We start from the raw sequence: 25,372 nt of genomic DNA on the forward strand, positions 1-25,372 counted from the left end.
GCTTCAATCGAAGAAGCGCTCTGTACTAATGCACACCTATCTCAACAAATCATACTTTAACGGTGGCAGTAACTATCGACACAAATTTTAAAATCTAGTGTGTCGAAAAGCAAATTCTCAAATATAAAGTGTAACATTTCACTTTAATACATTATGTTGTATAATTTAAAAATATAAACAAAAAATACATCGTATTTTATATTTACATAAAACACACAATAAATTAAATCATTTTTGGTAATTTTATGGGGAGATGGGGACAATACTAGAGGTGTATTTATGTATAAAAAAAAAATTTTATTATATACAGTTAGTGGAACTTTGTTTTTTTCTTGTCTCAACTTAGCTTATGCACAAAAAGGTTCTATTGCACAACCGAATATTACAGTTAAGGATAGCAATCCTGTAACCATGCATAATGTTAATATTCGAGGTAAAATGAGTGCAGTAAGTGCAGAAGGTCAAAACTCAATGATTACGATTGAGGGAGGGTCAATAGTTGCAAAACTTCTTGCGCTTAATGCTGAGAGAGGTGGGCATATTAATGCTAAAGGAATTATTGCAACAACAACAAGTACTGGCCTGCAAACCGCAAACGGCACAATCAATCTTAAAGACTCAACGATAATTATGAAAGGGGACTATTACACTCGTGGTATTATTCTTCAAAACCTAAATAGGAGTATCGCTGCACCATCTCACCAAGCAGAATCTGATGCTAATGTGGTGACATTGACTAATACAAAAATTCTCGTTGAGGAAGGCATCGGTATTTATGGACCTCTTGGAAAAGACACTATCAATCTCGTAAATTCGGAAATTCGTTCCGATCTTTTGTTAACAAGGGCAACTGATTTTATCATACCCGGTGTTACCATGTCTAAGGGAACTCTGACACTAACAGCAGACAATTCTCTCTTAGAAGGTGGTGCAAGAATCGTACAAGATAACGAAACGATTTTAAATTTGAATAATGATACAAAATGGTTCTTAAAGATCAGTAAAAATGAGCTGGATAGCGATCTAATAAAGTCTCTCGACTATATGCCGATTGATATTAAAAAAAGAGCACACTCTGAAGTTTCTGTTCTTAATATCCACAATAGCAGTATTATTTTTGATGAACCAACACAAAACCATTATCAAACATTACGTGTAAAATCAAGGCAATCCCAAAAAACTGAAACAATGAACACCGCAACGGTTTATACTGCAACAGGTAATGCGAAACTATATGTAAATTCTGAATGGAGTACAGGGATTCCAATAAGTGAGCAGAAAACCGACCGCCTTATAGTCGATGGTGATGTCTCTGGAATAACGACGGTCTATATAAAAACTCCTAATACAAACAAAGAAAGTAAAAAAATCGCTGCCAATTTGACAAAAAGTGATGCTACTGTTCCTGTGAATGAGCGGGGAATTTCAATCATTCAAGTTGCAGGTCAAGCAGATAAAAATTCTTTCAAATTAGAAAATGGCTATATGACAATGGAGGGATTACCCTACAAATATACGCTCAATGCCTATGCACCAGGTAAAACCAGTACTGATCAAAGCTTGTTTAACAATGGTAGAAACAGCAGTAACGGCAATAATTTTTGGGACTTCCGCTTGCAACAAGCCTATCTCGATCCCGATGCAAAGGTAAAAGCTATTGTACCACAAATGGCTAACTATTTGGTCATGCCTAATGCTTTATTTTCTGCAGGCATCTCCGATGTCAGCAACCAAATCGCTCTCTTGGCAAATATACGGCTAGCGCCGTTAGACATAAGTGACGATAATAATAAGGGCATTTTTGCATCCTCCTATGGCGATAGATTAACCTTATCTTCCAAACGTGGTGCTCTTCAATACGGTTATGATACTGATGTTCGCTATGTTGCGGCACAAGCAGGTGCTGTAATATCTACTCTAGAAAATCAAGATATCACAACACACTTTGGTATCTTAGGTAGCTATGGACAGCTATCTTTTACCCCAAAGGATATGGAAAGTGCTTATAAAAGTACGTTAGATAAATGGTTATTTACGGCTTCGGGCGGCATAAATCATCACAATGGTTTGTATGCAGATACCCTTCTTTCCTATGGTTTTCTGAACGGAAATATCGCTAGTACCCTCAGCGGAAATACCGCGAAATTTGAGAATGCAAAGACCGTAAATGCGTCTATTACGGTTGGCCATAAATTGATAACTAGTATTAAAGGCTTGGTATTTGAACCTCAGGCACAGGTTATTTATCAACGTCTAATGTTTGATACTATTTCAGATGCAAGCGACTTTGAGATTGATATGAACAATCCTCGTCAATGGTTGGTTCGTCTCGGTGGCCGTTTAACCCAGACTATTATTCAAGGAGCAGAAGATAACACTGTTTCCATCTATGGAAAATGTAATGTTACCAAAACTTTTAGCAATTCTGGTACGATACAAGCTGGTGACATATTCCATCTTGAGCCTATGGGATCTTCCATTGAAGGAGGATTGGGTATCAACGCGCACATATCTCAAAAGACCCTGCTCAACGGTAACGTTAGCTATCAACACAATCTTCAAAAGGCTGGTATATCAGGAATCAACGTCTCAAGCGGTGTACGTTATCGTTTCTAAACAAAATTAATATGCGCTAAAAAAAGGGAACACATTGTGTTGCCTTTTTTTCATTTGCTAAAAACAGAACCATCACAATTATTTTTCATATATCATTTTTATGATGCCAACATAAAAACTAAACTGTAATTTTAATCTGCTTCTTTAGTGCGGGTAGTAATCTGCAAAACTTGTGAAAGATCTTTAACAGCATCCAAATGAATGTGAAGCAATTCGCTGTTACGGTGCAATTTTGTCTGTAAATCAGATAACAAGCTTTCTACCTCATGTTCAATATCGTGATCCATATAGCGTTTCATGTCGCTCATGGATTTATTAAGATCACGTAAGCCGCGTGTTTTACACAAATTGATCTCTTCATAATCTGGAATGCCACGGCTCTCTAGCATATTGCTTTCATAGTCAACCACTTCTGCCAACCCCTTAACAGCAGCTATAAACTTTGTCATTGCCCAATCACGACCAATGAGATTATTATCAGAAATCTTTGTATTCGATATGACATTTTCATCATCACATTGTGCTGTAGACATTTTTATTCCCCTTTTACAGTATCATTTATTTTATCTTAAATAAAATGGCCGAGCCGACCTTTATTCTATACTGATACACCAGACTCGGTTTATTTTTATAGATCAAATCGTATTCGCAATAGAACAACGATCTCTGACAATTAACACCTGCTATGGTTTCTAACAAATCGTGTAAAACAGTTTCTTTGTCATATACTCAAATCAACATCTGTGCGATACTAACATCACTGGACATTACAAATATTTAGCTATCATAAATTTCCAAATTTTCTCTGCTTGACACTTACTAAAAACTAATAGGATATCTCCTTGCAAATATCTTTTAAACAAAATTGCAGCGTGAAAAACTCAGACTCTCAAAAAACGTTGACTTTATTGCCCTCCACAATCTTTTGCATAAAGTATACCGAATGTATTTTCAGTGCTACAGAACCAACTTGCGTCAATTAGGGAAACAATCCACCTTGCGCATAGAGAATCTGTAATATATTATAGTATTTTGCACTGAACACAATTTGTCAAGAGAAGAACAGTATTGAGATGAATGTGTCATATATGCAACACTCTTAACAATCAAACAAATACCCTGATTGCTTTATTGACAATATAATCTTTTAGCATTCGCAAAATTGTTATTCTGTTGACTTCGTTCTTTATGCTTAATTCTATAACACTTTAAAACAGCTGAAAACTTAATGCATTATCTGTCTTTACACCACAATTTTCATATGAAAATCATTCTTAATTTCAGCTTTACTCTACAAACACTGTATCCAAAAACAGTATACTAATAATCAGAGCCTGACCCATTTTTCATCACGAAAGCAATCGTATGGCTTTTTCTTTCCACAATGTTGACAATAATTATAATGGCAAAAACAAACCATAACCAAATTTCCATCCATCACAAATTGCAAAAATGAACACCCTGTAACTTAATATTCTTAATAACTATAAGCCAAAATCACACAGATAATCAGCAAAACTGTCAGAAAATCTGAAACAGCATATGGTTGCTGGATTACACAACATAAAACGCATAAATCTCTCAATACAAAAAATAATTTAAAGCTTGCTGAATATATTATATCAGCATATATTACAGCCTGTAATGTTATGTGATTTATAGCATTTTATATCATAATAAAATGGGATTCTTATGACAGATATGGTGAAAACTGCTGTACTTTATTCAACATTGATTGTTAGCATCAATGTTGCTATTGTTCTAGCGATCATGGTAGAAATACACTAAAGCATCAAGGATTGTTTTTTAGCAATCCACTCAATCTTGCAAAAATTGCGTAAGGAATAAATTGCTTGAATGCGTTAGTGTGTACAGAAAAATTTGTTAATGGGGTTTGTCTTTACTTTTTTATCTGTTGTTTCTTAGCCTATAAATGCAAACTCTATTGTTATAACCAACATTTCAAACAGAGCTATTTTTGAACCGCATTGCTAAGAACAAAAGCTTATCACAAATATAATATCTTTATAAAAAAGGGTATTTTTTATCATAAAGAACCAACCATTTTAGCCCAAGAATTATGGAACTAAACAACCGTATTTCATACGTACGATAATATTTGTTATCGAATGATAAAAAATAGCAGAATGTGAACAGGCGTAACGACCTTGAAGAGTAATTACGATGCCTTTATATTTTGCACTGTTGGTTATAACCTCTAGACAAGAACAAGCTTTTGCACCTTCCTTAACACCGTACATAACGTTATTTCATGGATTTAAGACGACACCCACGAACGAACCACATATATGCTAACGACTTTGATAAGAAGCCTACCTACACACTGTATGCAAAGAATATTGAATATAATTTTTTTAAAACAAACACTATTTCTATTGTTTCAAGATACTCACAAACAAATTTAACCCTCCCATAAAATGCCATCCCATCATAATTATATAGATAACACCATCATAACCACATAAAAAGAACCATTATAAAGTAGAATAATTCGAACATTTTTTACAATGCATTTCGCTTTTTACACCCTTGTTATCATTAAGAACAGATGGTACATCTTTGTTAAATTTGCACTCAGAAAAACTTCTCTTTATAAGACCTTTCAAGAGAGCACCTATGATGATGCACTAATCAGGACAAGCAAGAATGAATTTGCAACAAATTGGACAGGATATTTTCATCAGTGCCCAAATCAACATCGAAGACATCCAAACACTGGCAAAAACCGGTTTTAAGACGATTATTTGCAACAGACCTGACCGAGAAGACCCTCATCAACTTGATTTTCCTATCATTAAAACAGTAGCACAAAAATATGGAATGAAAGCCTATCACATTCCTATTATTTCCTCGGTTATAGAACCATCAGATATTAGAGCCATGCAAACAATTTTAAAAACGGCACCTTTACCAATTCTTGCCTATTGCCGTTCTGGTACACGTTCAATGCATCTTTATCGCTTAGCACATATTTAATCTTTCGTCTTAACCAATCAGAAAGGAGAAAGCATTAAACTCCTTTGCTGCAACAAAAGCTGTATGGCTATACACGCAAGCAAAGGCGCAAACAATGGTTAAATCAGATCTCCAAACATTTGATTCCCCCACACACAGACGTAAGCTCCATATCTTTCATGATGTTTTAGAGTATATTTTTATAATAATGATCAGTTTAAGCGCGACTTTTTCTGCTCTTTTGTCATTTTTGGATCGTATCAAGATGTATTTTTAAAAGTTAACAGACTATCGAGAAACGACAGCGGTTGTGTTGTTGTCAAAATTTTTCTTGTGGCTTCTTCATCACATCGCATTTGTCTGATTAAAGATTCCAATCCATCAAATTTTTCTTGTCCCCGCAAAAACTGTAAAAAAGAAACCGTGCAGCTTTCGCCGTAGAGATCATCATTAAAATCAAACACATACGTCTCCAGAAGCGGCGCACCATTCACAACAACCGTTGGACGACAACCAAAACTTGCAACCCCATCATGCAAGGAACCATTAGCACGACGTAACCTTACCGCATAAACGCCATGCGCCAAACCTGTTTGATAAGGTAACACCTGATTAGCAGTAGGAAAACCCAAAAGGCGCCCCAGCTTTTCACCATGTATAATATCTGATCGCACCCGGTAATGATACCCCAATAAATGGGCAGCTTTTTCTACTTGTCCTTGCGATAAAAGCTGACGAATAAAGCTAGAGGAAATCGTTAGATCCTGTAAAACTTGTGCAGATTGTGGAATACACAAAGAAGGAATTTGTATCACTTCAAAACCATATTCTTTCCCCCTTTGACAAAGAAAATGTGCGTTTCCACTTTTTTGATAACCAAAGTGAAAATTGCTTCCCGTCACCACAGTTGAAACATCAAATGCTTGTTTTAAAATCACATTGATAAATTCATCAGCGGAGAGAGAAGCGAATAATGCATCGAAAGGTTGTTCAACCACACCATTAAAACCAAGAATTTCAAAGATTTCAGCCTTGCCAGAAGCATCTGTCAAACGATCAACGGGAGTTGAAGGTTGAAAAAAACTTCTCGGATGTGGTTCAAATGTTAAAACAAGAGCGGGCTTATTTTTTATGCGCGCACAATCAAGCGCTTTTTGCAAAACTATCTGATGACCACGATGCACACCATCAAAATTGCCAATAGCCAACACTGCGCCCCGCCAAGCTGAAGGAAGCACATCATAACCTTGAAGACGCAAAAATCCAGACATTATTGAAGCGCCCACATTATCGCCTGTGGCTTACAACCATAACGATCGAATAAAGAATACAACGCTTCTTTATCCATCACACCATTTTGCATATAGTCATGACGATGAATACCACCGGCAATATAAAGCACATCAATCCCAAAATGGACTGCACCTTTGACATCGGTCAACAGACCATCCCCTATAGCTAGAATTTGATTTTTCTCTATTGTCCCGCGAATGTTTTGCAATTTTTCAAAAGCGCACTCATAAATAGGCGCGTGAGGCTTACCAGCAATGCGCACCTCACCTCCCAACTGTTGATAAAGACGCGCTAATGCACCAGCACACCAAAATTCTTGATCTCCACAATGAACAACGATATCAGGATTGGCACAAATAAAAGGCAAATTCCGCGATCGTATACGATGGAACATGCTTTCATAAGCCTGCGGCGTTGCATCAAAATCTTCAAGAAATCCACTACAAACAACAGCTGAAGCTTCCCATTCTTCAACCAATTCACATGCTAATCCTTTAAACAATCCCACATCATGTTGTGGACCAATGAAAAAAATTTTACGCGGAGCAGTATGAATAAGATCACGCGTCACATCACCAGAAGTAACAATTGCATCATAATACTCAGCATCAATGTTCAAACTTTGCAATTGAGCGACAACATCTTCATAAGGCCGTGGAGAATTGGTAATCAAAATGACACTTTTTCCCATTTGTCTCATTTTTTTTAACACTTTCAATGCCATATTAAAGACACGTACACCATCGTGCACAACGCCCCAAACATCGCAAAACACAGCATCATAACAAGCCATAATAGTATCGATATGGATAAGTTCTTTCACATTACACCTATTTCTGTGTTGATTATTGATTGAACTCTCTTCTTGTTTCAAACTCCTTATCGTAAGATAGCCTATCTGTCATCTGCTTTCTTAAAGCGATACTTTCTACCCTACAACTTATTGGGTCTCTGTATAAAATTTTGATTCTTATTTTCTAACTGCGTCCCATCAACACACACATTTTGAAACCTATACTAAAACCATCGAATGTTTCTCTCTATTCGTTAATTTGAAAGTACTAGGTTCGGACGATAAGGTTACTCTCTCACCGTAAGACGATGCGAAGATTAAAGATAATCTGGTACACCTAAAACATAAGTCATCGACAGAATAAAAAGCAAATGACCAGAAAAATATCCTCTAGCTGTCTCATCAACAACAGAAAAAGTTATTCAAAATACATGAAACCGAGCCGACACCGTTTTTAGCTCAATTTCTTGCAATGTTAAGATCCACTATATTCCAAATATTGCCCCTATAAAAAGACAAAATTAACCAAATAAATATTTGAAAAATAATGATTTTATAATCAAATCATGATATAATAACGAACATAACTATTATTTTTAAGGGAGGATGGTAAATTGATGAACTGAACTATATACATCACTATATGATAGCAATCGCTATAACCACTTTTACTTTTTTGGGTGTCTTAGTCTTAATTCTGCAAATGGACAAGACGCACCCATAGATATTCAACTAAAAGACGCCAATGATCATTCAACTGATGTGACAATCGTCTTTTCTATTCAATCTCCGAATATTCATATGACTTTAGTTGATTACGGTCTTTATAGTGGAAAATGGAAATGGAAAGCGCCTCCTATTATTAAACCTAACCAGGCAGGAAAAATGGGGATAAAACCCACTTCCCAGCTTTCAGGAACCGGCGGATGGGTTAAGTATCAGAGTAAAAGATGATGGAACTCTTTTAACATTTCAATGGAACAATCATTCAGATTCTGAAAATAATAGTCACTCTGCGACGTCATCCCTCAAAGATTATTCCTTTAAAATAACCGCTCTGGATTGAATAATTATATATCCATTACCTAGATTGTCGAAAGAAAAACTCCAATCAAGAACCACCTACTATATTCAGATATCAACCGAGATATTTTTCCTTCACCATAGAAACAACCTTTGAGTTCTCTGAAAACCAAATCATCCGCATGAAATAAAATGACATGCGCTACGTTACTTATTCCTGACAAACAATAAAAAGGGCAAAACATACTCTTTACTTAACAAACCCTCACTCAAAAGCAGAGCTGCTCTTTATTGACAGAAGCGCAAACACCATCGTAAAATATTTCGTAAATATTATATATTAATACACTGCGAACATAGCCATGATCTAAAATGGTTTTTGCTTACTTCTGCATTACAAACTCGATATATCTTTATGAGTCTAATTAAAAAATTTACAACTGTTGCTTCTGGAACCTTAACGAGTCGCATTTTTGGCTTTGTGCGTGAAATGCTGATGGCTGCTGCCCTTGGCACAGGTTCTGTTTCCGATGCCTTTAACGCTGCTTTTCGTTTTCCCAACACATTTCGCCGTTTTTTTGCTGAAGGTGCCTTTAATGCAGCTTTTGTGCCCCTTTTTTCAAAAAAAATTACTGAGGATGGAACAGAAAATGCATGCAAATTTGCAGAAGAGGTTTTTGGCGTTCTGTTTTCACTGCTTTTACTCTTAACTATTGCTATGGAATTGAGTATGCCTTTTTTAGTACGAACCCTGATTGCACCGGGATTTGTAGAAGATGCAACAAAATTTAATGCCACGATTCGTTTTACCGCAATCATGTTTCCCTATTTAACATGTATGTCCTTAGCAGCAATGATGGGAGGAATGCTTAACGCATTGCAACGCTATTTTGTTGCAGCTATTGCTCCTGTTTTTTTAAATATTATCCTGATTGGCGTACTTGCCTATGCTTGGATTTATCAACTTGATGCTTGGCATATAGGATTAAATCTTTCCTGGGGCGTCATGGCTGCAGGTCTGCTTCAGCTCATCTTAATTGCAATCGCTTTACGTCAAAGTGGAATGAAAATTTCCTTACGTTTTCCTCATTTCAGCCCCGATATCCGCCGACTTTTAATTTTAGCATTCCCAGCGGCTATTACAGGAGGAATTACGCAAATTAATTTATTAATTAATACCAATATTGCCTCCAGCCAATCTGGAGCTGTATCCTCTCTGGTTTACGCCGATCGTCTTTATCAATTGCCGCTAGGAGTTGTGGGAATCGCCGTTGCTACCGTTCTTTTGCCAGAATTAACAAAGACTCTACGTAATAAAAAACACAAAGAAGCCTCTGACTTACAAAACCGTGCTATTGAGCTGACCTTATTTTTAACCTTACCTGCATCAGTCGCTTTTTTACTTATCTCCAATCCCATTGTCAGTCTGCTTTTTGAGCGCGGCCAATTTACAAGCGAATCAACACACAGTGTTGCACAATTGCTTGGACTTTATGGTTTAGGTCTTCCAGCTTTTGTTTTAATAAAGGTCTTTATTCCCAGTTTTTTTGCTCGTGAAGATACTAAAACACCTATGATTTTTGCAGGCATTTGCGTTTTGATCAATATCAGCTTATCTTTAACATTATTCCCCATTTTATCAGCACGTGGTATTGTCATTGCCGAAATTACCTCGGGATGGATTAACACGTTGTTGCTTTATAGCGTCCTGATCAAACGCGGATATTGGAAATATGATACACAACTAATAAAACGGATTGCTCGCCTGATATTTGCCACTCTCTTGATGGCTGTGATCTTATATTACGCACTTGGCTTTTTGTCTTTTCCTTTATCCTCACAAGCGCCGTTTTTCTTGCGTGCTGGCACTCTAGCAGGAATAATGATAATCATCATGTCGGTTTATTTTATCGTATGTTTTTTGCTTGGCACCAGCTCTTTTTCTATTTTGCGCAAAAATTTGAAACAGCATCTATAATCTTTTATTCTTGCTTTCAAAAGTACGCTTTGCAACAAAATGTAAGTAAATGACATCATTGAGAATTAAGAAAGGCTACCCTATGGATTCTATAAGACCTCTTGTCTTTTCCGGCGTGCAACCAAGTGGTAATCTGCATCTTGGTAATTATCTTGGAGCCATCAAGCATTGGGTTGATCTGCAAAGATCCTATCATTGCCTCTACTGTGTTGTCGATATGCACGCACTAACAGTTAACCCTGATCCACGTACATTAATAGAATCTACTCGTGCAGTTACAGCAGCCTTTCTAGCAGCAGGAATTGATCCTCAAAAACAAATTATTTTCAATCAGTCACAGGTCTTTCAACATGCCGAATTGGCGTGGATCTTGAATTGCATTGCTCGTATTGGCTGGCTCCAGCGTATGACACAATTTAAAGATAAAGCAGGAAAAAACCGCGAGCAAGCATCACTTGGACTATTCGCCTATCCAAGCCTTATGGCGGCCGATATTCTAGTCTATCGAGCCACACATGTTCCCGTAGGCGAAGATCAAAAACAACATATTGAACTGACGCGTGATATTGCGCAAAAATTCAACAATGACTATGCTGATCGTATTGCAGAATTAAATTTTGGTATATCCACTCAGATGGGATTACAAAGCGAGCAAGGCTTTTTTCCAATACCTGAAGCCATCATTGGCGACACAGCTACGCGCGTTATGTCCCTACGTGATGGTACAAAAAAAATGTCAAAATCAGATCCTTCAGATTTTTCGCGTATTAATCTGGTTGATGACGCTGATCTTATTGCACAAAAAATACGTAAAGCCAAAACAGATTCTGCCCCTCTTCCTGACACACTCACTGCTTTAGAAGGGCGTCCAGAAGTCGATAATTTACTTAATATTTACGCTGCATTGGCAAAAATAAACAAAGAAAAAGCTCTTTTAGAATTTTCAGGCCAACAATTTTCGTTTTTTAAGTCAGCCCTTGCCGACCTTGTCGTCCATAAACTTGCACCAATAACGCAAGAATTACGTCGTCTCCATAAAGACAATGCTTATATTGATTCTGTTTTGCGCGATGGCGCAGAACGTGCTAGTATATTGGCAGAAAACAATATGAAACAAATTCGTAAAATCGTTGGATTTTTGCACAATACGTAAAAGAAAAAAGCTTTAACTTTAAAAAAGTAGAACTAAAACCTCATGGTCTCTAAACGAAAAAATTGTGAAACAGATCACAGACGAAAAATTTTGGTCATTATTGATAACACACAGGAATGCCGGCGTGCGGTTTCTTTTGCTGCGCAACATGCTAAAAATACCAATAGAACATTGATGTTACTTTCTGTCATTGACAGTTCAGAATTTCAGCATTTTCTAGGCGTAAATGAAATTATGCGGACTGAAGCAACACAAAATGCCTCCATGATTTTGCAACAAATAGCTGACGAGATGCGCACCACCAAAACCCTCGAAGTAGAAGGAATTGTGCGTGAAGGCAAAAAAATTGATGAAATTCTCAAACTGATTGACGAAGATCGAGATATCGCTATCATTGTTTTAGCTGCTAGTGGAAGTACAGAAGGACCAGGGCCACTTGTCCAATCAATTGCTAATCGGGGCGGAACTTTTTCTATTCCCGTCACCATCATTCCTAGTGGTCTTGCGGATGAAGACATTGAAACCGTTGCTTAATATACTTTTTCATCAATTATCCTCCTAAACCCTGAACAATAAAAGGATACAGTATGTTTATTCAAACTGAAATCACGCCCAACCCTGCAACACTCAAATTTCTACCAGGCCGCGTAATCCTTACCGAAGGCGTATTGGAGTTTCGGGACAGTGAAAAAGCCGCTATAAATTCACCTTTAGCTGCTAAGCTATTTAAAATTCCAAATGTTAGCGGTGTTTTTTTGGGATATGATTTCATTACCGTGACAAAAAATGACGGTGAATGGCAACATCTCAAACCAGCCATTTTAGGCACAATTATGGAACATTTTCTTTCCGATGATCCAGTTGTGACCACAAGTGCAAATACACAAATGCGAACGCATACACTTAATGAAGAATTTTATGATGAAAAAGATGCTGATATTGTTGCAACAATCAAAGATTTGCTAGAAACGCGGGTTCGCCCAGCAGTTGCTAATGATGGTGGAGATATTACTTTCTGTGGTTTTGAAAATGGCACTGTTTACCTCAATATGCGAGGTTCTTGCGCTGGATGCCCATCATCAACGGCTACACTTAAACATGGTATTGAAAATCTGCTACGGCATTTCATTCCAGAAGTTTTGAGTGTTGAAGCCATGCCGCAACAGATCAAATGAAACATTGAAACTGCTCTAACAAATACAAATCAAAAATCTATCTATATTCAATACCAGAAACGGGCACCCAAAATATGCATAATACGGAAGCATTCGAAACAAATAACTGGAGGAAACTATCGTATAATAGATAGTTCACGGACATCCGACTTCATTTTTTTTTGTACTAACAAAGCATATATGATAATTGCACCTTAGCTCCATAAATTATACATCTGAGAAAGTGTTCACATTCTTGGGTATTTTTGCGACCGCGCGTTATATGCGTATGATGTTATTATTTACGATAATAGTTGCTCTGCATCTGCACAATACTAATTTTTTAAGGTTCATAATTCTTATAAAGCATTCTCAGAAGTGCCCCAAATTTCGGAATAGGTGTATACCATTCTGGAAAGTTAAAATATACTGAGAAAAATCAGTGTATCTGTCCGAACGCGTATACAAAAACCAACAAAAGACTTTCACTTGCCTATTAAGTAAATAAACACTTAATAATATTATCCAATAAACCACACAGAAAAACCGTAGAATGGGTGGATAACATCAAATAAAATTTTTCTGCTCTCAAACAAAAAAGGAGAGAGAAACAATTTTCACACCTAGACAAGAAAAAATCACAAAGAAATCGTTCAAATCACAAGAACGTTCTCATCAAAAAAATCTGTTTTTTCTAACATACTGATGAATAATCCTTATGATCTAAGATAAAACCATTTAAAAAACCGATGAGAGACAATAAATCTTAAAACACAAAACAATATCCATGCAACACCTTAAAAAGTAATACCGTAACAGCATATGAAATCAAAGATATTCTTATATTGATCAGAATTACTCAAACCAAACCATTTTATCACGCTGTTTAGTCATACCTAAAGATAACTTAAGAAAGCTTTCGCTGGAGAAATCTCCTAAACCAAATGAGCAAAGTCTGATCAAACGGAAATCAATCACATTTTTTCACAAATTCCGACTTTAAGGCTATTTGACCAATACCGGGCATTTTGCAGTCAATATTATGATCGCTATCTACCAAACGGATATTTTTAACCTTCGTACCACTCTTTAAAACAAATGCGGATCCTTTTACTTTAAGATCTTTAATAACCATAATACTATTACCATTTTCCAAACGACGACCATTGGCATCATAGATAGAATCTAAAATGGAGATATCCTCATTCTTTTGTGGCCATTCATGCGCACACTCAGGACAAATAAAATTGTTACCTTCTTCATACGTATAAAAACCACCACACTGAGGACATTTTGGCAACTGGTTCATATATTCCATCTTTTATTCAAGAAATAATAATTCATCACAAATATAGAACACATAATAAGAATGACTCATTATCCATTGCTAAGATAAAACATCCCTATGTGTAAAATAAATACTCATTAATAAAATAAAATATCTGTTAGAATATTTTTCAATATATTGAGAATATAAAAAAACGGGCGACTGGGCCCGTTTCCTTGTTCATGTTTGCATCAAAGTTCATGTTTGCATCAAAGGGCTTAGAAATCCATTCCGCCCATTCCGCCCATTCCACCCATTCCGCCGCCGGCCATCGGAGGCATCGGAGTATCTTTTTTCGGAACCTCAGCAACCATTGCTTCTGTTGTGATGAGAAGACTAGCAATTGATGCAGCATTCTGCAAAGCAGAGCGTACAACCTTTACTGGATCAACAATTCCTAAAGCGATCAAATCACCAAACTGACCTGTTGCAGTGTTGTAACCAAAGGTATCTGAATTATTTTCAAGCACTTTTCCAACAATAATTGCAGCTTCCTCGCCTGCATTGGTAGCAATTTGGCGTGCTGGTGCCTGCAAAGCACGACGAACAATGTTAATACCAGCTTCTTGATCAGGATTGCTGCCCTTAACAGTCAGCATACTTGCAGCACGCAAAAGTGCAGTTCCACCACCAGCAACAATGCCCTCTTCCACAGCTGCACGCGTTGCATTCAAGGCATCATCAACACGGTCTTTCTTTTCTTTCACTTCAACTTCGGTTGCACCACCAACACGAATTACGGCAACACCACCAGCGAGTTTAGCAAGTCTTTCTTGCAATTTTTCGCGATCATAGTCAGAAGTTGTTTCTTCGATTTGTACTTTAATTTGGTTTACACGAGCATCAATTTCAGCCTTTTGCCCAGCACCATCAATGATCGTCGTGTTTTCTTTCGTAATGTTCACTTTCTTTGCACGCCCCAGCATATCCAAAGTAACATTTTCAAGTTTAATGCCAACATCTTCAGAAATCACCTGACCTGATGTCAAAATCGCAATGTCTTCTAACATAGCTTTACGGCGATCACCAAATCCCGGAGCTTTAACAGCAGCAATTTTCAAACCACCACGCAACTTATTAACCACGAGCGTTGCCAAAGCTTCACCTTCCACATCCTCAGCGATGATAAGAAGTGGCTTTCCAGATTGAACAACTGCTTCAAGTACAGGAAGCAAAGATTGTAAATTAGACAATTTCTTTTCATGAATAAGGATGTAAGGATCATCAAGATCAGCCACCATTTTGTCCGCATTTGTGACAAAATAAGGTGAAAGATATCCACGATCGAACTGCATACCTTCAACAACTTCCAACTCAGTTTCAGCAGTTTTAGCTTCTTCTACAGTGATAACCCCTTCATTACCAACTTTTTCCATGGCATCAGCAATCATTTTGCCGATTTCCGCAGCACCATTAGCAGAAATAGTACCTACTTGTGCAATTTCCGCTGAAGTCTGGATCTTTTTTGCTTTTTTGAAAAGATTTTGAACCACTTCTTCAACAGCAAAATCAATCCCACGTTTAAGATCCATTGGGTTCATACCAGCAGCAACAGCTTTTACGCCTTCCTGTACAATAGCTTGTCCCAAGACAGTTGCTGTCGTTGTTCCATCACCAGCAATATCATTGGTTTTTGAAGCAACTTCGCGCAACATCTGCGCGCCCATATTCTCGAGCTTATCTTCTAGTTCAATTTCTTTTGCTACTGACACACCATCTTTTGTAATGCGAGGAGCACCAAATGATTTATCAATCACCACATTGCGACCTTTAGGGCCGAGCGTTACCTTAACAGCGTTAGCAAGGATATCAACGCCGCGCAACAAGCGTTCACGCGCTTCACGGCCAAATTTGACTTCTTTAGCAGCCATTTAATTTCTCCTTGGAGTTGTCCCAAATAGTACAAAATGAAATATGAGAATCTGGATTATCCCAAAATTCCCATAATATCAGATTCTTTCATGATTAAGAGGTCTTCACCATTAATCTTAACTTCGGTTCCAGACCATTTTCCAAACAAGATGCGATCTCCTGTTTTAACTTCTAGTGGTACACGATTCCCATTATCATCAAGAGCACCATTGCCAACAGCAATGACTTCACCTTCTTGAGGTTTTTCTTTTGCTGTATCGGGGATGATAATCCCACCAGCCGTCTTATTTTCAGATTCAACCCGACGAACAACGACACGATCGTGAAGTGGGCGGAATTGTATGTTAGCCATGTTCTAAATCCTTAAAACTTAATATAACGGAATTAATCTTAAGTTCTTGCTAGCACTCACATTGGAAGAATGCTAACATATTTCGGAATATAAAAACGCCACTCTACAATGTCAAGAATTCTATTATAAAAATTAATTTCCGTATGCTTTGCAATTGTGTCGCTTTCTTTTATTCTAACAGTATTTACATAAACATACAAAGGATTTTACCATGGTTGAAACCCGTCAAGAAAGCGATAGTTTTGGAACCATTTCAGTACGTCAAGATCGTTATTGGGGAGCTCAAACTGAACGTTCCTTACATAATTTTGATATTGGCACAGAAAAGCAACCTCTTGCCTTAATCTATGCTTTAAGTCTCATCAAAAAAGCGGCAGCTCTTGTGAATATGGGAAAAGGTAAACTTCCGCAAAACATAGGGAAAGCGATCATCACTGCTGCCGATGAAGTATTAGCCGGCGCATTTGACACACATTTTCCACTCTCTGTTTGGCAAACAGGTTCTGGTACACAAAGCAATATGAATGTCAACGAGGTCATTGCCAATCGTGCCAGTGTACTTTTAGGGGGAACACTTGGCAATAAAGAACCGGTTCATCCCAACGACCACGTGAATATGAGTCAATCGTCAAACGATTCCTTTCCCACAGCGATTCACATTGCCACAACTCTGCAAACACGCCAACATTTGTTGCCAATCCTGAATACTCTTATCACCGCTCTACAAGAAAAAGAGAAAGAATTTGCAAATATCATCAAAATTGGACGCACACACACCCAAGACGCAACTCCCCTCACTCTGGGACAAGAATTTTCAGGCTACCGAGCCGCACTAGAAGCCAACTACAAACGAATTGAAATGGCTCTTGCCGATGTTCAAATGCTTGCCCAAGGTGGTACAGCCGTTGGAACAGGTCTCAATGCGCCACAAGGCTTTGACACTGCATTTGCCGAAACAATTAGCTCACTCACAGGAGAAACATTCAAAACTGCTAATAATAAATTTGAAGCCCTCGCGCACCATGGAGCTCTTGCACATTTCCATGGAAGCCTAAATGCACTGGCAGCCGATCTCTTCAAAATTGCAAATGACATTCGTTTTCTAGGATCAGGGCCGCGTTCAGGCTTAGGCGAACTAAGCCTACCAGAAAATGAGCCAGGTTCTTCCATCATGCCAGGGAAAGTAAACCCCACGCAATGTGAAGCATTAACCATGGTTGCGTGCCAAGTATTTGGCAACCACACTAGTGTAACTTTTGCTGCTAGCCAAGGTCATTTTGAACTCAACACTTATAAACCACTGATCGGTTATAATGTTTTGCAATCTCTTACTCTCTTGGGTGATGCTATGCGCTCTTTTGACACACATTGCATCAAGGGATTACATGCCAATCAAAACCATATTCAGGAACTTATGGAACGCTCTCTCATGTTGGTAACCGCTCTTACACCAGAAATTGGTTATGAGAAAGCAGCTGAAATTGCCAAAAGAGCCCATAAAAATGGCACAACTTTACGTGCTGAAGCTTTGAAAGCTGGTATTTCTGAAACTGATTATGATCGCCTAGTTGATCCTCAAAAAATGATTCACCCACAATAAACGATGTTTATGGCATAGTCTTATAGCATAATGTCTATGTCATAATATCGGGCCATTCACGACCTAAGTGTTTTTTTATGTTCAATAACTTAAAGGTCGCTCGTTGCAGAGGCTGGAGAGCTTTTTGCGTATCTTGGTTGTGTTTACGCGGATCATCTTCATATTGCTCAAGATAGAGCCGTATGGTTGCTCCTACCGTTCCCGTTCCAGATAAACGTACCACCAGCCGTGCACCATTATCAAAAAAAATGCGCACCCCGTGCCGCGTGCTGATGCTGTTATCAATTGGATCATGATAGACAAAATCATCTGCACTTTCGACCGTCAATCCAGCGATTTTCGTTCCTGCCTGCGGCAATTGTGCATATAATTGTTCCATCATCGCAGAAGCTTTTTGAGCATCAACCTTTTCATAGTCGTAGCGTGAATAATAAAAGCGTCCATAATTGTGCCAATGCTGTTGAGCAATTTGCGCCACAGTTTTCCGTGTTATGGCTAAAAGGTTTAACCAAAACAACACTGCCCACAAACCATCTTTTTCACGCACATGGTTAGATCCCGTTCCAAAACTTTCCTCACCACAAAAGGTCACCTTCCCAGCATCCAAAAGCGTACCAAAAAATTTCCATCCTGTTGGGGTTTCAAAAAAATTCAATCCCTCTTTTTCAGCAACCCGATCAGCAGCACGCCCAGTCGGCATAGAACGGGCAATTCCTACAATTCCCTGACGATAGCCTTTTATCAAATGCGCATTAGCAGTCATAATAGCAAGTGAATCGGAAGGCGTAATAAATTGTTTGCGGCCGATAATGAGATTACGATCACCGTCTCCGTCAGAAGCGGCTCCAAGATCAGGCCCTTGATCAGACATTAACAAGCAATAAAGCTCTTTTGCATGAACCAAATTCGGGTCTGGATGACATCCTCCAAAATCCGGTAAAGGAAGAGCATTAACCACCGTTCCCTGAGGAAAACCTAAGCATTTTTCAAAAATTTCTTGCGCATAAGGACCTGTCACTGCATGCATCGCGTCAAATTGCAAGGTTAAACCTTCTGCAACTGCTTGAGCAATACAATCAAAATCAAAAATCTCTTGCATCAAAGCAACATAATCCGCCACAGGATCGATAATTTCCACCTGCATAGATTCTATAAAGGTTTTTCCTTCTTTTTCTAAATCGATATCTGGAGCCTCAACAATTTTATAAGAAGAAAGACGTTGTGATGTTGCAAAGATAGCATCACACAAAGCATTGGGAGCAGGACCACCATTGGAAATATTATATTTTATACCACAATCACCATTTGGACCACCAGGATTGTGGCTCGCTGATAAAATAATACCGCCATGCGCATGATATTTACGAATAAGATGCGAGACAGCAGGCGTGGATAAAAGGCCACTTCTCCCGACTTTAACGCAACCGACCCCATTACCTGCCGCTATTTTCAAAACAATTTGAATAAGTGTGCGATTAAAATAGCGTCCATCACCACCAAGAATCAACATTCCTCCTTCAAGAGATTCAATGTTATTAAAAATAGATTGAATAAAATTTTCAACATAATGGGGCTGTTGAAAAATCGACACCCTTTTACGCAAACCAGAAGTGCCAGGCTTTTGGTCATCAAAAGCCGTTGTTAAAACCGTGGTGATAGTCATGATGATGCCTTCATATCATTTCACTCGATCTTAGAACAAGCAACTGCAAAATCGATGATTAAATTCTGCTTGACGATAGCATAAAATACTTGCAAACTTATTTACAATTAAAGTGTATACTGACATAAAAAAACTGTAAAAAAAAATGCCCAAAGAAAAACAGGAGCATAATTATGATTGAAAGAAAAGTTCCAGACGTGACATTCCGTACGCGTGTGCGTGATGAGTCAGTAGGTGGAAGTAATCCTTACCGATGGCAAGATGTCAACAGTGATGCTTATTTTAAAGGAAAACGCGTTATTCTTTTTTCTCTTCCTGGAGCATTTACACCTACGTGCTCAACTTTCCAGCTCCCTGACTTTGAAAAACTCTTTGATGAATTTAAACAAATTGGCATTGATGATATTTATTGCATTTCCGTCAATGATGCTTTTGTCATGAATGCTTGGGGGAAACAGCAAAACATTAAAAATGTGAAATTGATTCCCGATGGTTCAGGGGAATTTACACGCAAAATGGGAATGTTGGTTACCAAAGACAATGTTGGCTTTGGGATGCGGTCATGGCGTTATGCTGCTGTTATTAATGATGGTGTCATTGAAAAATGGTTTGAAGAAGAAGGTTTTTCAGATAATTGCGCTCAAGACCCTTATGGTGTATCATCACCGCAAAATATTTTAAAAGCACTTAAAGGCTAATATTTAAACAAAAAAGCTTTTTCAAACGGCACGAACCTTTTTGCAAAAAGAGTTTTGTGCCGTTTGTATTTTATAGATTTCTTTATGGAAAAATGCACAGCTAAAACTCATCACAGTGCTAAAACTTCTGGGTTTTGTATATTGCCAAAATATCGCGTACTGTTTCAACCAATTGATTTTCATCAACGGTTATTTGTGCTGGACGACTTTCGCGCCATGTTTGGTTATCTTTAATCTCATGTGCTAAACGTGCACCTTCAATCAAATCTTTGATCTGAATTTTTCCTTCTTGGCGTTCTTGTGATCCTTGAATCACTACACAAGGTGCATGGCGCCGATCCGCATATTTCATTTGCGCTTTAATCCCCGATGCTCCCAAATATAATTCAGAACGAATGCCTGCATTGCGTAGCTGCATTACCATTTTTTGATAACGCGAAACAGACTCTGGCTCTTTATCCATCATTAACACCACAACCGGCCCACTCGTTTCCCTCACGGGCAGCTTTCCAAGATTTTGTAAAGCCGATATCAAACGCGATATGCCAATTGAAAAACCGGTTGCAGGAACACTTTCACCACGAAAGCGTGCGACCAGTCCATCATAGCGTCCCCCTCCGCCTACAGAGCCAAAGACGACTTTTTGTCCGTCATCGTTAAAAACATTAAAAAGTAATGCAGCCTCAAAAACAGGCCCCGTATAATAATCTAAGCCTCGCACGACCGATGGATCAATTTTGATACGATTCTGATAACCATTTTCAGAAAAAATTGTCTGCATATCCTCAAGTTCATGAATACCTTCAAGCCCCTGATTATTATGGCCAACTACTTTTTTGAGATTATCAAAAGTCTCTTCCGCTGTTTCCGCTCTTACAGCAGTTAACGCAAGGATAGAGTCAATATCTTTATCATTCAGCTCCGCTCCTTTAGTAAAATCACCACTTTCATCTAAACGCCCTGCTCCTAGAAGTAAGCGCACACCTTCCAGCCCAAATTTATCAAGCTTATCAATGGCTCTCAGAACAGTTAAACGTTTTGCAGCTTGTTCTCCTTCACCCAAACCAATGAGTTCCAAAACTCCATCTAGAATTTTCCGATTATTCAAGCGAATGACATAATCATGACGCTGAATCCCCAATTTTTCCAAACTATCCGCTGCCATCATACAGATTTCTGCATCAGCAACCACTGTTGGTGCTCCAACAATATCAGCGTCAAACTGCGTAAACTGTCGAAACCGCCCCGGCCCAGGCTTTTCATTGCGGAAAACAAAGCCAAGACGATAACTACGATAAGGCTTTGGCAAATTTTCAAAATTTTCCGTAAAATAACGGGCAAGAGGCGCTGTGAGATCATAGCGCAAAGACATCCATTGCTCGTCATCATCCTGTAAAGAAAAAACACCCGCATTAGGACGATCTGAATCGGGAAGAAACTTACCAAGCACATCTGTATATTCAAAAATTGGTGTTTCAAGTGCTTCAAAACCGTAAAGCTCATAGACTTCACGAATTTGAGCAATCATTGTTTCAATTCCATATAACTGTTCGCTTGTGCGATCCATAAATCCACGCGGCAAACGGGCTTTAATTTTGTTTTGTTTTGTCGCCATTGCTTTTCTCTAGCAGTAATATCTATCCAAAAATTATCGAATTACTCTTATAGAGAAACAAGTATCTTATAGAAACAAACACCGCAATGACTTTATGAACTGTGTTTACACAACAAGCATCTATTTTTGCCTTACGGAAACATTTGTCTCCACGTTTTCTTCTACACATAAATACTCAGTATTCACTATATATATAATTCCAAAGCTTGATCATATACTAAATTTTATCCATAAAAACCTAAAGAGATTATCAGAAACCCTATACAAAGATCCTATCAGACAAGCATACCCCATACGAAGGAATACATATTTCCCTGCACATATCTTCGAGTGTTTCCTATCGGCTTTATAGGCTCCAAAAAATGAAATAAGTACACGGACAGTGCTCTACAAACCTCTTAATACTGCAAAGCTACATAGTGATTGATCTACACACAACCCATCGAATAACGTGTAAAAAAATTGCAACAGTTAATGCACATAATTTGCAAAAAGATTTGTAAAAATATCCAGAAACAAAACATAAGAGAAAGATTAAAAACAAACGGGTTCTTTCTTAGTCACATGTTTCACCGTTTCTCATGGTGCTCTCATAGAAAAATACCGATAAATCGCAAAAAGCAGCCTGTTCGCAATCTTATATAAGATGAGAACAAGCTGCTTTCTTTATCCAATGAATAAAGAATTCATGTAAATACCGAGCTATAAACCCTGATATCGCGTAACAGAAAAACAACTCATTTTAAATGCCTAGACGTTTAAAGGACACAGGTATTTTAATTTCCTCAAAGTGCACATCTCCCACTGGCACATTGATTCACCGTTGCACTCCTTGGAAACTGTCCACTTCCTCTTCTATCATCCCCTTCTCCAGTACAGTTGTTTTGAGAGATAACAACACTCAAAGGCTCTTGTGCTACACCAATCAGCTGCACTGTTGCAAAAGAAACAACGGTTCCATTTCCTCTTTGAGCAAGCCGTAATAAGACAAGATCAGGATCTGTTGTTTCTGAAACATCGTTAACGAATTGAGAAAAATTCATTCTTGTATTTGTCGGAATAACCTTAAGACCAGCTGAAGTCCGTAAAATTGGCAGTGCATGTCTACCCGTTTCTCCACCTGGAAACGTATAAGCAACAAAACCAATCCACATTGTTCCAGGTTCTGCCGCTAAAAGCTGTTGGATAGCACTGCGAATATCATTGCGATTCGTTGCTAAGTTTGATGCTCTCCACTCAAAACGTGGTAAAAGAGTCTGTGCTGTTGTAGTCACTAATCTGAAAGCAATATCATTATTCGTTTCTCCTGGATGCAAAGGAGTACCTTGATGTCGAGGAAGATCACTCAAGAAATTATACACTGAAGGGTATCTGTGAATTAATGACCGCATTGGATCCCTATTAGGTGCTGTATCAAAGAAATAACCTCCACTGGTAAGAGGATTTCTTGAATGATATTCTTGAAGCTCCGCGATCATCTGCAAAGATTGTAACATGCAAGGACCACACGCACCTGCTGCAAATGTAGTATCTGCTGTAGAAGTAGCAATATCATAAAGCCGTTTGCGCCATGCTTCGTTCAATTTGAAAGTAGAAGGCAAAGATCTCTTCAATCGTTTTGTAGACTGAACGACAGTCTTCTTATGGCCAGGAGCGGGGCAATAAGCAAGAGAATCCCCTAAATTCCCACGCACATAACCATTCCACCGCTGAATATCATAAGACAAAACAAATTCTGATGTTGGAGAGTGGGTTGTATCCCCTTTCAAATAACTAGATTTAGCCGTATAAGGGAACCCCCAATTGGAACCATAGCGGGTCACTCTTAAAAAATTACCCTGATGGTCCAAAATTGGCCCGTCGCGTCCATTCAAAATAGAAATATCCCAATAGCCGATGTCTTTTTGAGGTGAAACAATGTCTTTACAAAATCTCCAATCGACCCAATTCCAATCATTTGAAGAGGATTGCTGGGAAATCATGCAAGAAAGTACTCCAGAGGAAGGAAAATATCTAGCAATGTGTCCATTTTCTGGATTGTAGTAAAGATCATAGACATTTGTTTGAGAACCATTGTCCGAAACATAATACATGTCGAAACCAGAGCTACTTGCTAATTTCCAACCTAAAGACGTTTTGAGACTAATATTACCAGGAGCAGCAATCGTTTTGGTCCAAGTATCCATCGTGGAACTGAGGGTATGATTGTAGTAATCTCCTTCGGTTTTTGAAATATAAGCATACCACTTATAATCCTTCACGCGGAATTTCTCATCAGCCGTATAAAAAGCATTGTTTTTAATGATCCAACGCTGATTTGCATCATTGATGACGCACGGCCTCAATAAAATATAATCCCAATTCTCTGTTGCTTTTCCGTCAATCCCCGTAACAGAACTAGGAGCAGTCATACATAACCAAACATCTTCAATCTTCCAAGCGACCCTCTGAAAAACATCATATCTGGCAAACTGAGCGCTAGAAGAAGAGCAATTGTCAATGTAAACATAGCTTTCACCATCCACAAACGCGGGAGCATAGCAATACTCATATCCGGTATGAACCTTAACACGTATAGACTTATCAATGGGCTTATCAGGAAGCTTTTGAGAAACAGTCTTGCTACGAAACCTAAGATAAATATCATCATTTACAGGTCCCTTCTCAACAACAGAATGGGCAAAAAGAGCATTCACCTGTAATAAAAAGGCACAAAAAAATAAAAACAATTTCAAACTATGTTTTTTCATAAAATTATAATCACTCTGAATTAAAAGATGAAATTTCCTTGTGCATTGACAGCACAAACACAGCTTAGCGCCTAGTCTCAATTTAAGGCTTCTTTAAGGCAAAAGAGGTCTAATCTATCCAAATAAAAATACAAAATTATGACAAACATATTCAAAATAAAAATTAGTCATTTTGTTATTATCAAAAATAAACCAAGATTACATGTATCAACGCGGCTATATCTGCTGGTTTAGCGTAATATATGCACATATCACCAATTGGTTTAATAAACTTACGTGCTATATTGAAAATATAATAAGCCTTCAAAATTGTTTCTTACAAAGAACACAAAATTGACAAAATAGAACATATTCACATATTATTATATTTTATAAATCTGCATCAAGCAAACAGTAATATAACCAAAAACTTTGTAGCTATTGTGACTATTAAGCACGAATACTCATTCTGTTGGTGTCATTTGCATATCAATAACTCTAACTTCATAAAATGTCATATTCATCAAATA

At 38.0% G+C, this 25,372-nt stretch carries 18 protein-coding genes; 9 read left to right on the forward strand and 9 right to left on the reverse strand.

The annotated features are described in order from the left end of the window. Positions 1 to 321: 321 nt before the first annotated feature. A complete protein-coding gene (locus NPX98_RS00005) occupies positions 322 to 2,616 on the forward strand; it encodes an autotransporter outer membrane beta-barrel domain-containing protein (protein ID WP_329957888.1) in 2,295 nt (764 codons plus the stop codon). Positions 2,617 to 2,747: 131 nt separating this feature from the next. Here the strand turns inward: NPX98_RS00005 and NPX98_RS00010 are convergent, their stop codons facing one another. After that, positions 2,748 to 3,149, reverse strand: a complete 402-nt coding sequence (locus NPX98_RS00010) for a flagellar protein FlgN (protein ID WP_269021897.1) — start codon at positions 3,147 to 3,149, stop codon at positions 2,748 to 2,750. Between the two features lie 2,134 nt (positions 3,150 to 5,283). On the opposite strand from NPX98_RS00010, the gene NPX98_RS00015 reads away from it, so the two are divergent. Further along, the gene (locus NPX98_RS00015; protein WP_269021898.1) at positions 5,284 to 5,613 is read left to right on the forward strand and encodes a TIGR01244 family sulfur transferase; all 330 of its coding nucleotides are present in this window, start codon (positions 5,284 to 5,286) and stop codon (positions 5,611 to 5,613) included. A 239-nt stretch (positions 5,614 to 5,852) separates the two neighbouring features. Here NPX98_RS00015 and NPX98_RS00020 read toward each other — a convergent pair whose 3' ends face one another. Continuing rightward, a complete protein-coding gene (locus NPX98_RS00020) occupies positions 5,853 to 6,863 on the reverse strand; it encodes a bifunctional riboflavin kinase/FAD synthetase (protein WP_269021899.1) in 1,011 nt (336 codons plus the stop codon). Beyond that, the gene (locus tag NPX98_RS00025) at positions 6,863 to 7,708 is read right to left on the reverse strand and encodes a TIGR01459 family HAD-type hydrolase (RefSeq protein ID WP_269021900.1); all 846 of its coding nucleotides are present in this window, start codon (positions 7,706 to 7,708) and stop codon (positions 6,863 to 6,865) included. Before NPX98_RS00025 ends, NPX98_RS00020 begins: the two co-directional genes overlap by 1 nt. A 732-nt stretch (positions 7,709 to 8,440) precedes the next feature. On the opposite strand from NPX98_RS00025, the gene NPX98_RS00030 reads away from it, so the two are divergent. The 5 genes from NPX98_RS00030 (at position 8,441) to NPX98_RS00050 (ending at position 13,007) form a co-directional block, all read left to right on the forward strand. After that, positions 8,441 to 8,632, forward strand: coding sequence for a hypothetical protein (locus NPX98_RS00030; protein ID WP_269021901.1), 192 nt, complete (start codon positions 8,441 to 8,443; stop codon positions 8,630 to 8,632). 484 nt (positions 8,633 to 9,116) lie between these two features. After that, on the forward strand, positions 9,117 to 10,679 hold the full coding sequence (murJ, locus tag NPX98_RS00035) for a murein biosynthesis integral membrane protein MurJ (RefSeq protein WP_269021902.1): 1,563 nt from the start codon (positions 9,117 to 9,119) through the stop codon (positions 10,677 to 10,679). Between the two features lie 82 nt (positions 10,680 to 10,761). Then, on the forward strand, positions 10,762 to 11,832 hold the full coding sequence (trpS, locus tag NPX98_RS00040) for a tryptophan--tRNA ligase (protein ID WP_269021903.1): 1,071 nt from the start codon (positions 10,762 to 10,764) through the stop codon (positions 11,830 to 11,832). A gap of 42 nt (positions 11,833 to 11,874) precedes the next feature. Continuing rightward, entirely contained in the window at positions 11,875 to 12,366 is a 492-nt protein-coding gene (locus NPX98_RS00045; protein ID WP_269021904.1) for a universal stress protein, read from the forward strand. Between the two features lie 53 nt (positions 12,367 to 12,419). Further along, positions 12,420 to 13,007 carry a NifU family protein gene (locus NPX98_RS00050; protein WP_269021905.1) on the forward strand — a complete coding sequence of 196 codons (588 nt, stop codon included), beginning with the start codon at positions 12,420 to 12,422 and terminating at the stop codon, positions 13,005 to 13,007. A gap of 949 nt (positions 13,008 to 13,956) precedes the next feature. Here the strand turns inward: NPX98_RS00050 and NPX98_RS00055 are convergent. From NPX98_RS00055 to groES, 3 genes are all read right to left on the reverse strand, one after another. Next, on the reverse strand, positions 13,957 to 14,295 hold the full coding sequence (locus NPX98_RS00055) for a zinc ribbon domain-containing protein YjdM (protein WP_269021906.1): 339 nt from the start codon (positions 14,293 to 14,295) through the stop codon (positions 13,957 to 13,959). Between the two features lie 236 nt (positions 14,296 to 14,531). Beyond that, entirely contained in the window at positions 14,532 to 16,184 is a 1,653-nt protein-coding gene (gene groL, locus NPX98_RS00060; protein ID WP_269021907.1) for a chaperonin GroEL, read from the reverse strand. A 56-nt stretch (positions 16,185 to 16,240) separates the two neighbouring features. After that, positions 16,241 to 16,537, reverse strand: a complete 297-nt coding sequence (gene groES, locus NPX98_RS00065; protein WP_269021908.1) for a co-chaperone GroES — start codon at positions 16,535 to 16,537, stop codon at positions 16,241 to 16,243. Positions 16,538 to 16,748: 211 nt separating this feature from the next. On the opposite strand from groES, the gene fumC reads away from it, so the two are divergent. After that, on the forward strand, positions 16,749 to 18,137 hold the full coding sequence (fumC, locus tag NPX98_RS00070) for a class II fumarate hydratase (protein ID WP_269021909.1): 1,389 nt from the start codon (positions 16,749 to 16,751) through the stop codon (positions 18,135 to 18,137). 34 nt (positions 18,138 to 18,171) lie between these two features. On the opposite strand, the gene NPX98_RS00075 is transcribed toward fumC, so the two are convergent. After that, positions 18,172 to 19,800, reverse strand: coding sequence for an alpha-D-glucose phosphate-specific phosphoglucomutase (locus NPX98_RS00075; protein WP_269021910.1), 1,629 nt, complete (start codon positions 19,798 to 19,800; stop codon positions 18,172 to 18,174). 173 nt (positions 19,801 to 19,973) lie between these two features. Between NPX98_RS00075 and NPX98_RS00080 the strand changes: the two genes are divergently transcribed. After that, complete coding sequence (locus tag NPX98_RS00080; RefSeq protein ID WP_269021911.1) at positions 19,974 to 20,498, forward strand: peroxiredoxin; 525 nt, start codon at positions 19,974 to 19,976, stop codon at positions 20,496 to 20,498. A 118-nt stretch (positions 20,499 to 20,616) separates the two neighbouring features. Here the strand turns inward: NPX98_RS00080 and hisS are convergent, their stop codons facing one another. Both hisS and NPX98_RS00090 read right to left on the reverse strand, forming a co-directional pair. After that, on the reverse strand, positions 20,617 to 22,113 hold the full coding sequence (gene hisS / locus NPX98_RS00085; protein ID WP_269021912.1) for a histidine--tRNA ligase: 1,497 nt from the start codon (positions 22,111 to 22,113) through the stop codon (positions 20,617 to 20,619). A 785-nt stretch (positions 22,114 to 22,898) separates the two neighbouring features. After that, positions 22,899 to 24,863 (reverse strand): DUF1561 family protein, encoded by a 1,965-nt coding sequence (locus NPX98_RS00090; RefSeq protein ID WP_269021914.1) that lies wholly within the window; start codon positions 24,861 to 24,863, stop codon positions 22,899 to 22,901. Positions 24,864 to 25,372: the final 509 nt, after the last annotated feature.

Source organism: Bartonella sp. A05 (genome assembly GCF_026930145.1).
GTDB lineage: Bacteria > Pseudomonadota > Alphaproteobacteria > Rhizobiales > Rhizobiaceae > Bartonella.

Excerpts from the sequence above, each read along its gene's own strand:
- NPX98_RS00010 (WP_269021897.1), bottom strand. The coding sequence starts at position 3,149 with ATGTCTACAGCACAATGTGATGATGAAAATGTCATATCGAATACAAAG.
- NPX98_RS00045 (WP_269021904.1), top strand. The coding sequence starts at position 11,875 with ATGGTCTCTAAACGAAAAAATTGTGAAACAGATCACAGACGAAAAATT.
- trpS (WP_269021903.1), top strand. The coding sequence starts at position 10,762 with ATGGATTCTATAAGACCTCTTGTCTTTTCCGGCGTGCAACCAAGTGGT.
- fumC (WP_269021909.1), top strand. The coding sequence starts at position 16,749 with ATGGTTGAAACCCGTCAAGAAAGCGATAGTTTTGGAACCATTTCAGTA.
- NPX98_RS00075 (WP_269021910.1), bottom strand. The coding sequence starts at position 19,800 with ATGACTATCACCACGGTTTTAACAACGGCTTTTGATGACCAAAAGCCT.
- groL (WP_269021907.1), bottom strand. The coding sequence starts at position 16,184 with ATGGCTGCTAAAGAAGTCAAATTTGGCCGTGAAGCGCGTGAACGCTTG.
- NPX98_RS00020 (WP_269021899.1), bottom strand. The coding sequence starts at position 6,863 with ATGTCTGGATTTTTGCGTCTTCAAGGTTATGATGTGCTTCCTTCAGCT.
- NPX98_RS00050 (WP_269021905.1), top strand. The coding sequence starts at position 12,420 with ATGTTTATTCAAACTGAAATCACGCCCAACCCTGCAACACTCAAATTT.
- NPX98_RS00015 (WP_269021898.1), top strand. The coding sequence starts at position 5,284 with ATGAATTTGCAACAAATTGGACAGGATATTTTCATCAGTGCCCAAATC.
- NPX98_RS00080 (WP_269021911.1), top strand. The coding sequence starts at position 19,974 with ATGATTGAAAGAAAAGTTCCAGACGTGACATTCCGTACGCGTGTGCGT.
- NPX98_RS00090 (WP_269021914.1), bottom strand. The coding sequence starts at position 24,863 with ATGAAAAAACATAGTTTGAAATTGTTTTTATTTTTTTGTGCCTTTTTA.
- murJ (WP_269021902.1), top strand. The coding sequence starts at position 9,117 with ATGAGTCTAATTAAAAAATTTACAACTGTTGCTTCTGGAACCTTAACG.
- hisS (WP_269021912.1), bottom strand. The coding sequence starts at position 22,113 with ATGGCGACAAAACAAAACAAAATTAAAGCCCGTTTGCCGCGTGGATTT.
- NPX98_RS00055 (WP_269021906.1), bottom strand. The coding sequence starts at position 14,295 with ATGAACCAGTTGCCAAAATGTCCTCAGTGTGGTGGTTTTTATACGTAT.
- groES (WP_269021908.1), bottom strand. The coding sequence starts at position 16,537 with ATGGCTAACATACAATTCCGCCCACTTCACGATCGTGTCGTTGTTCGT.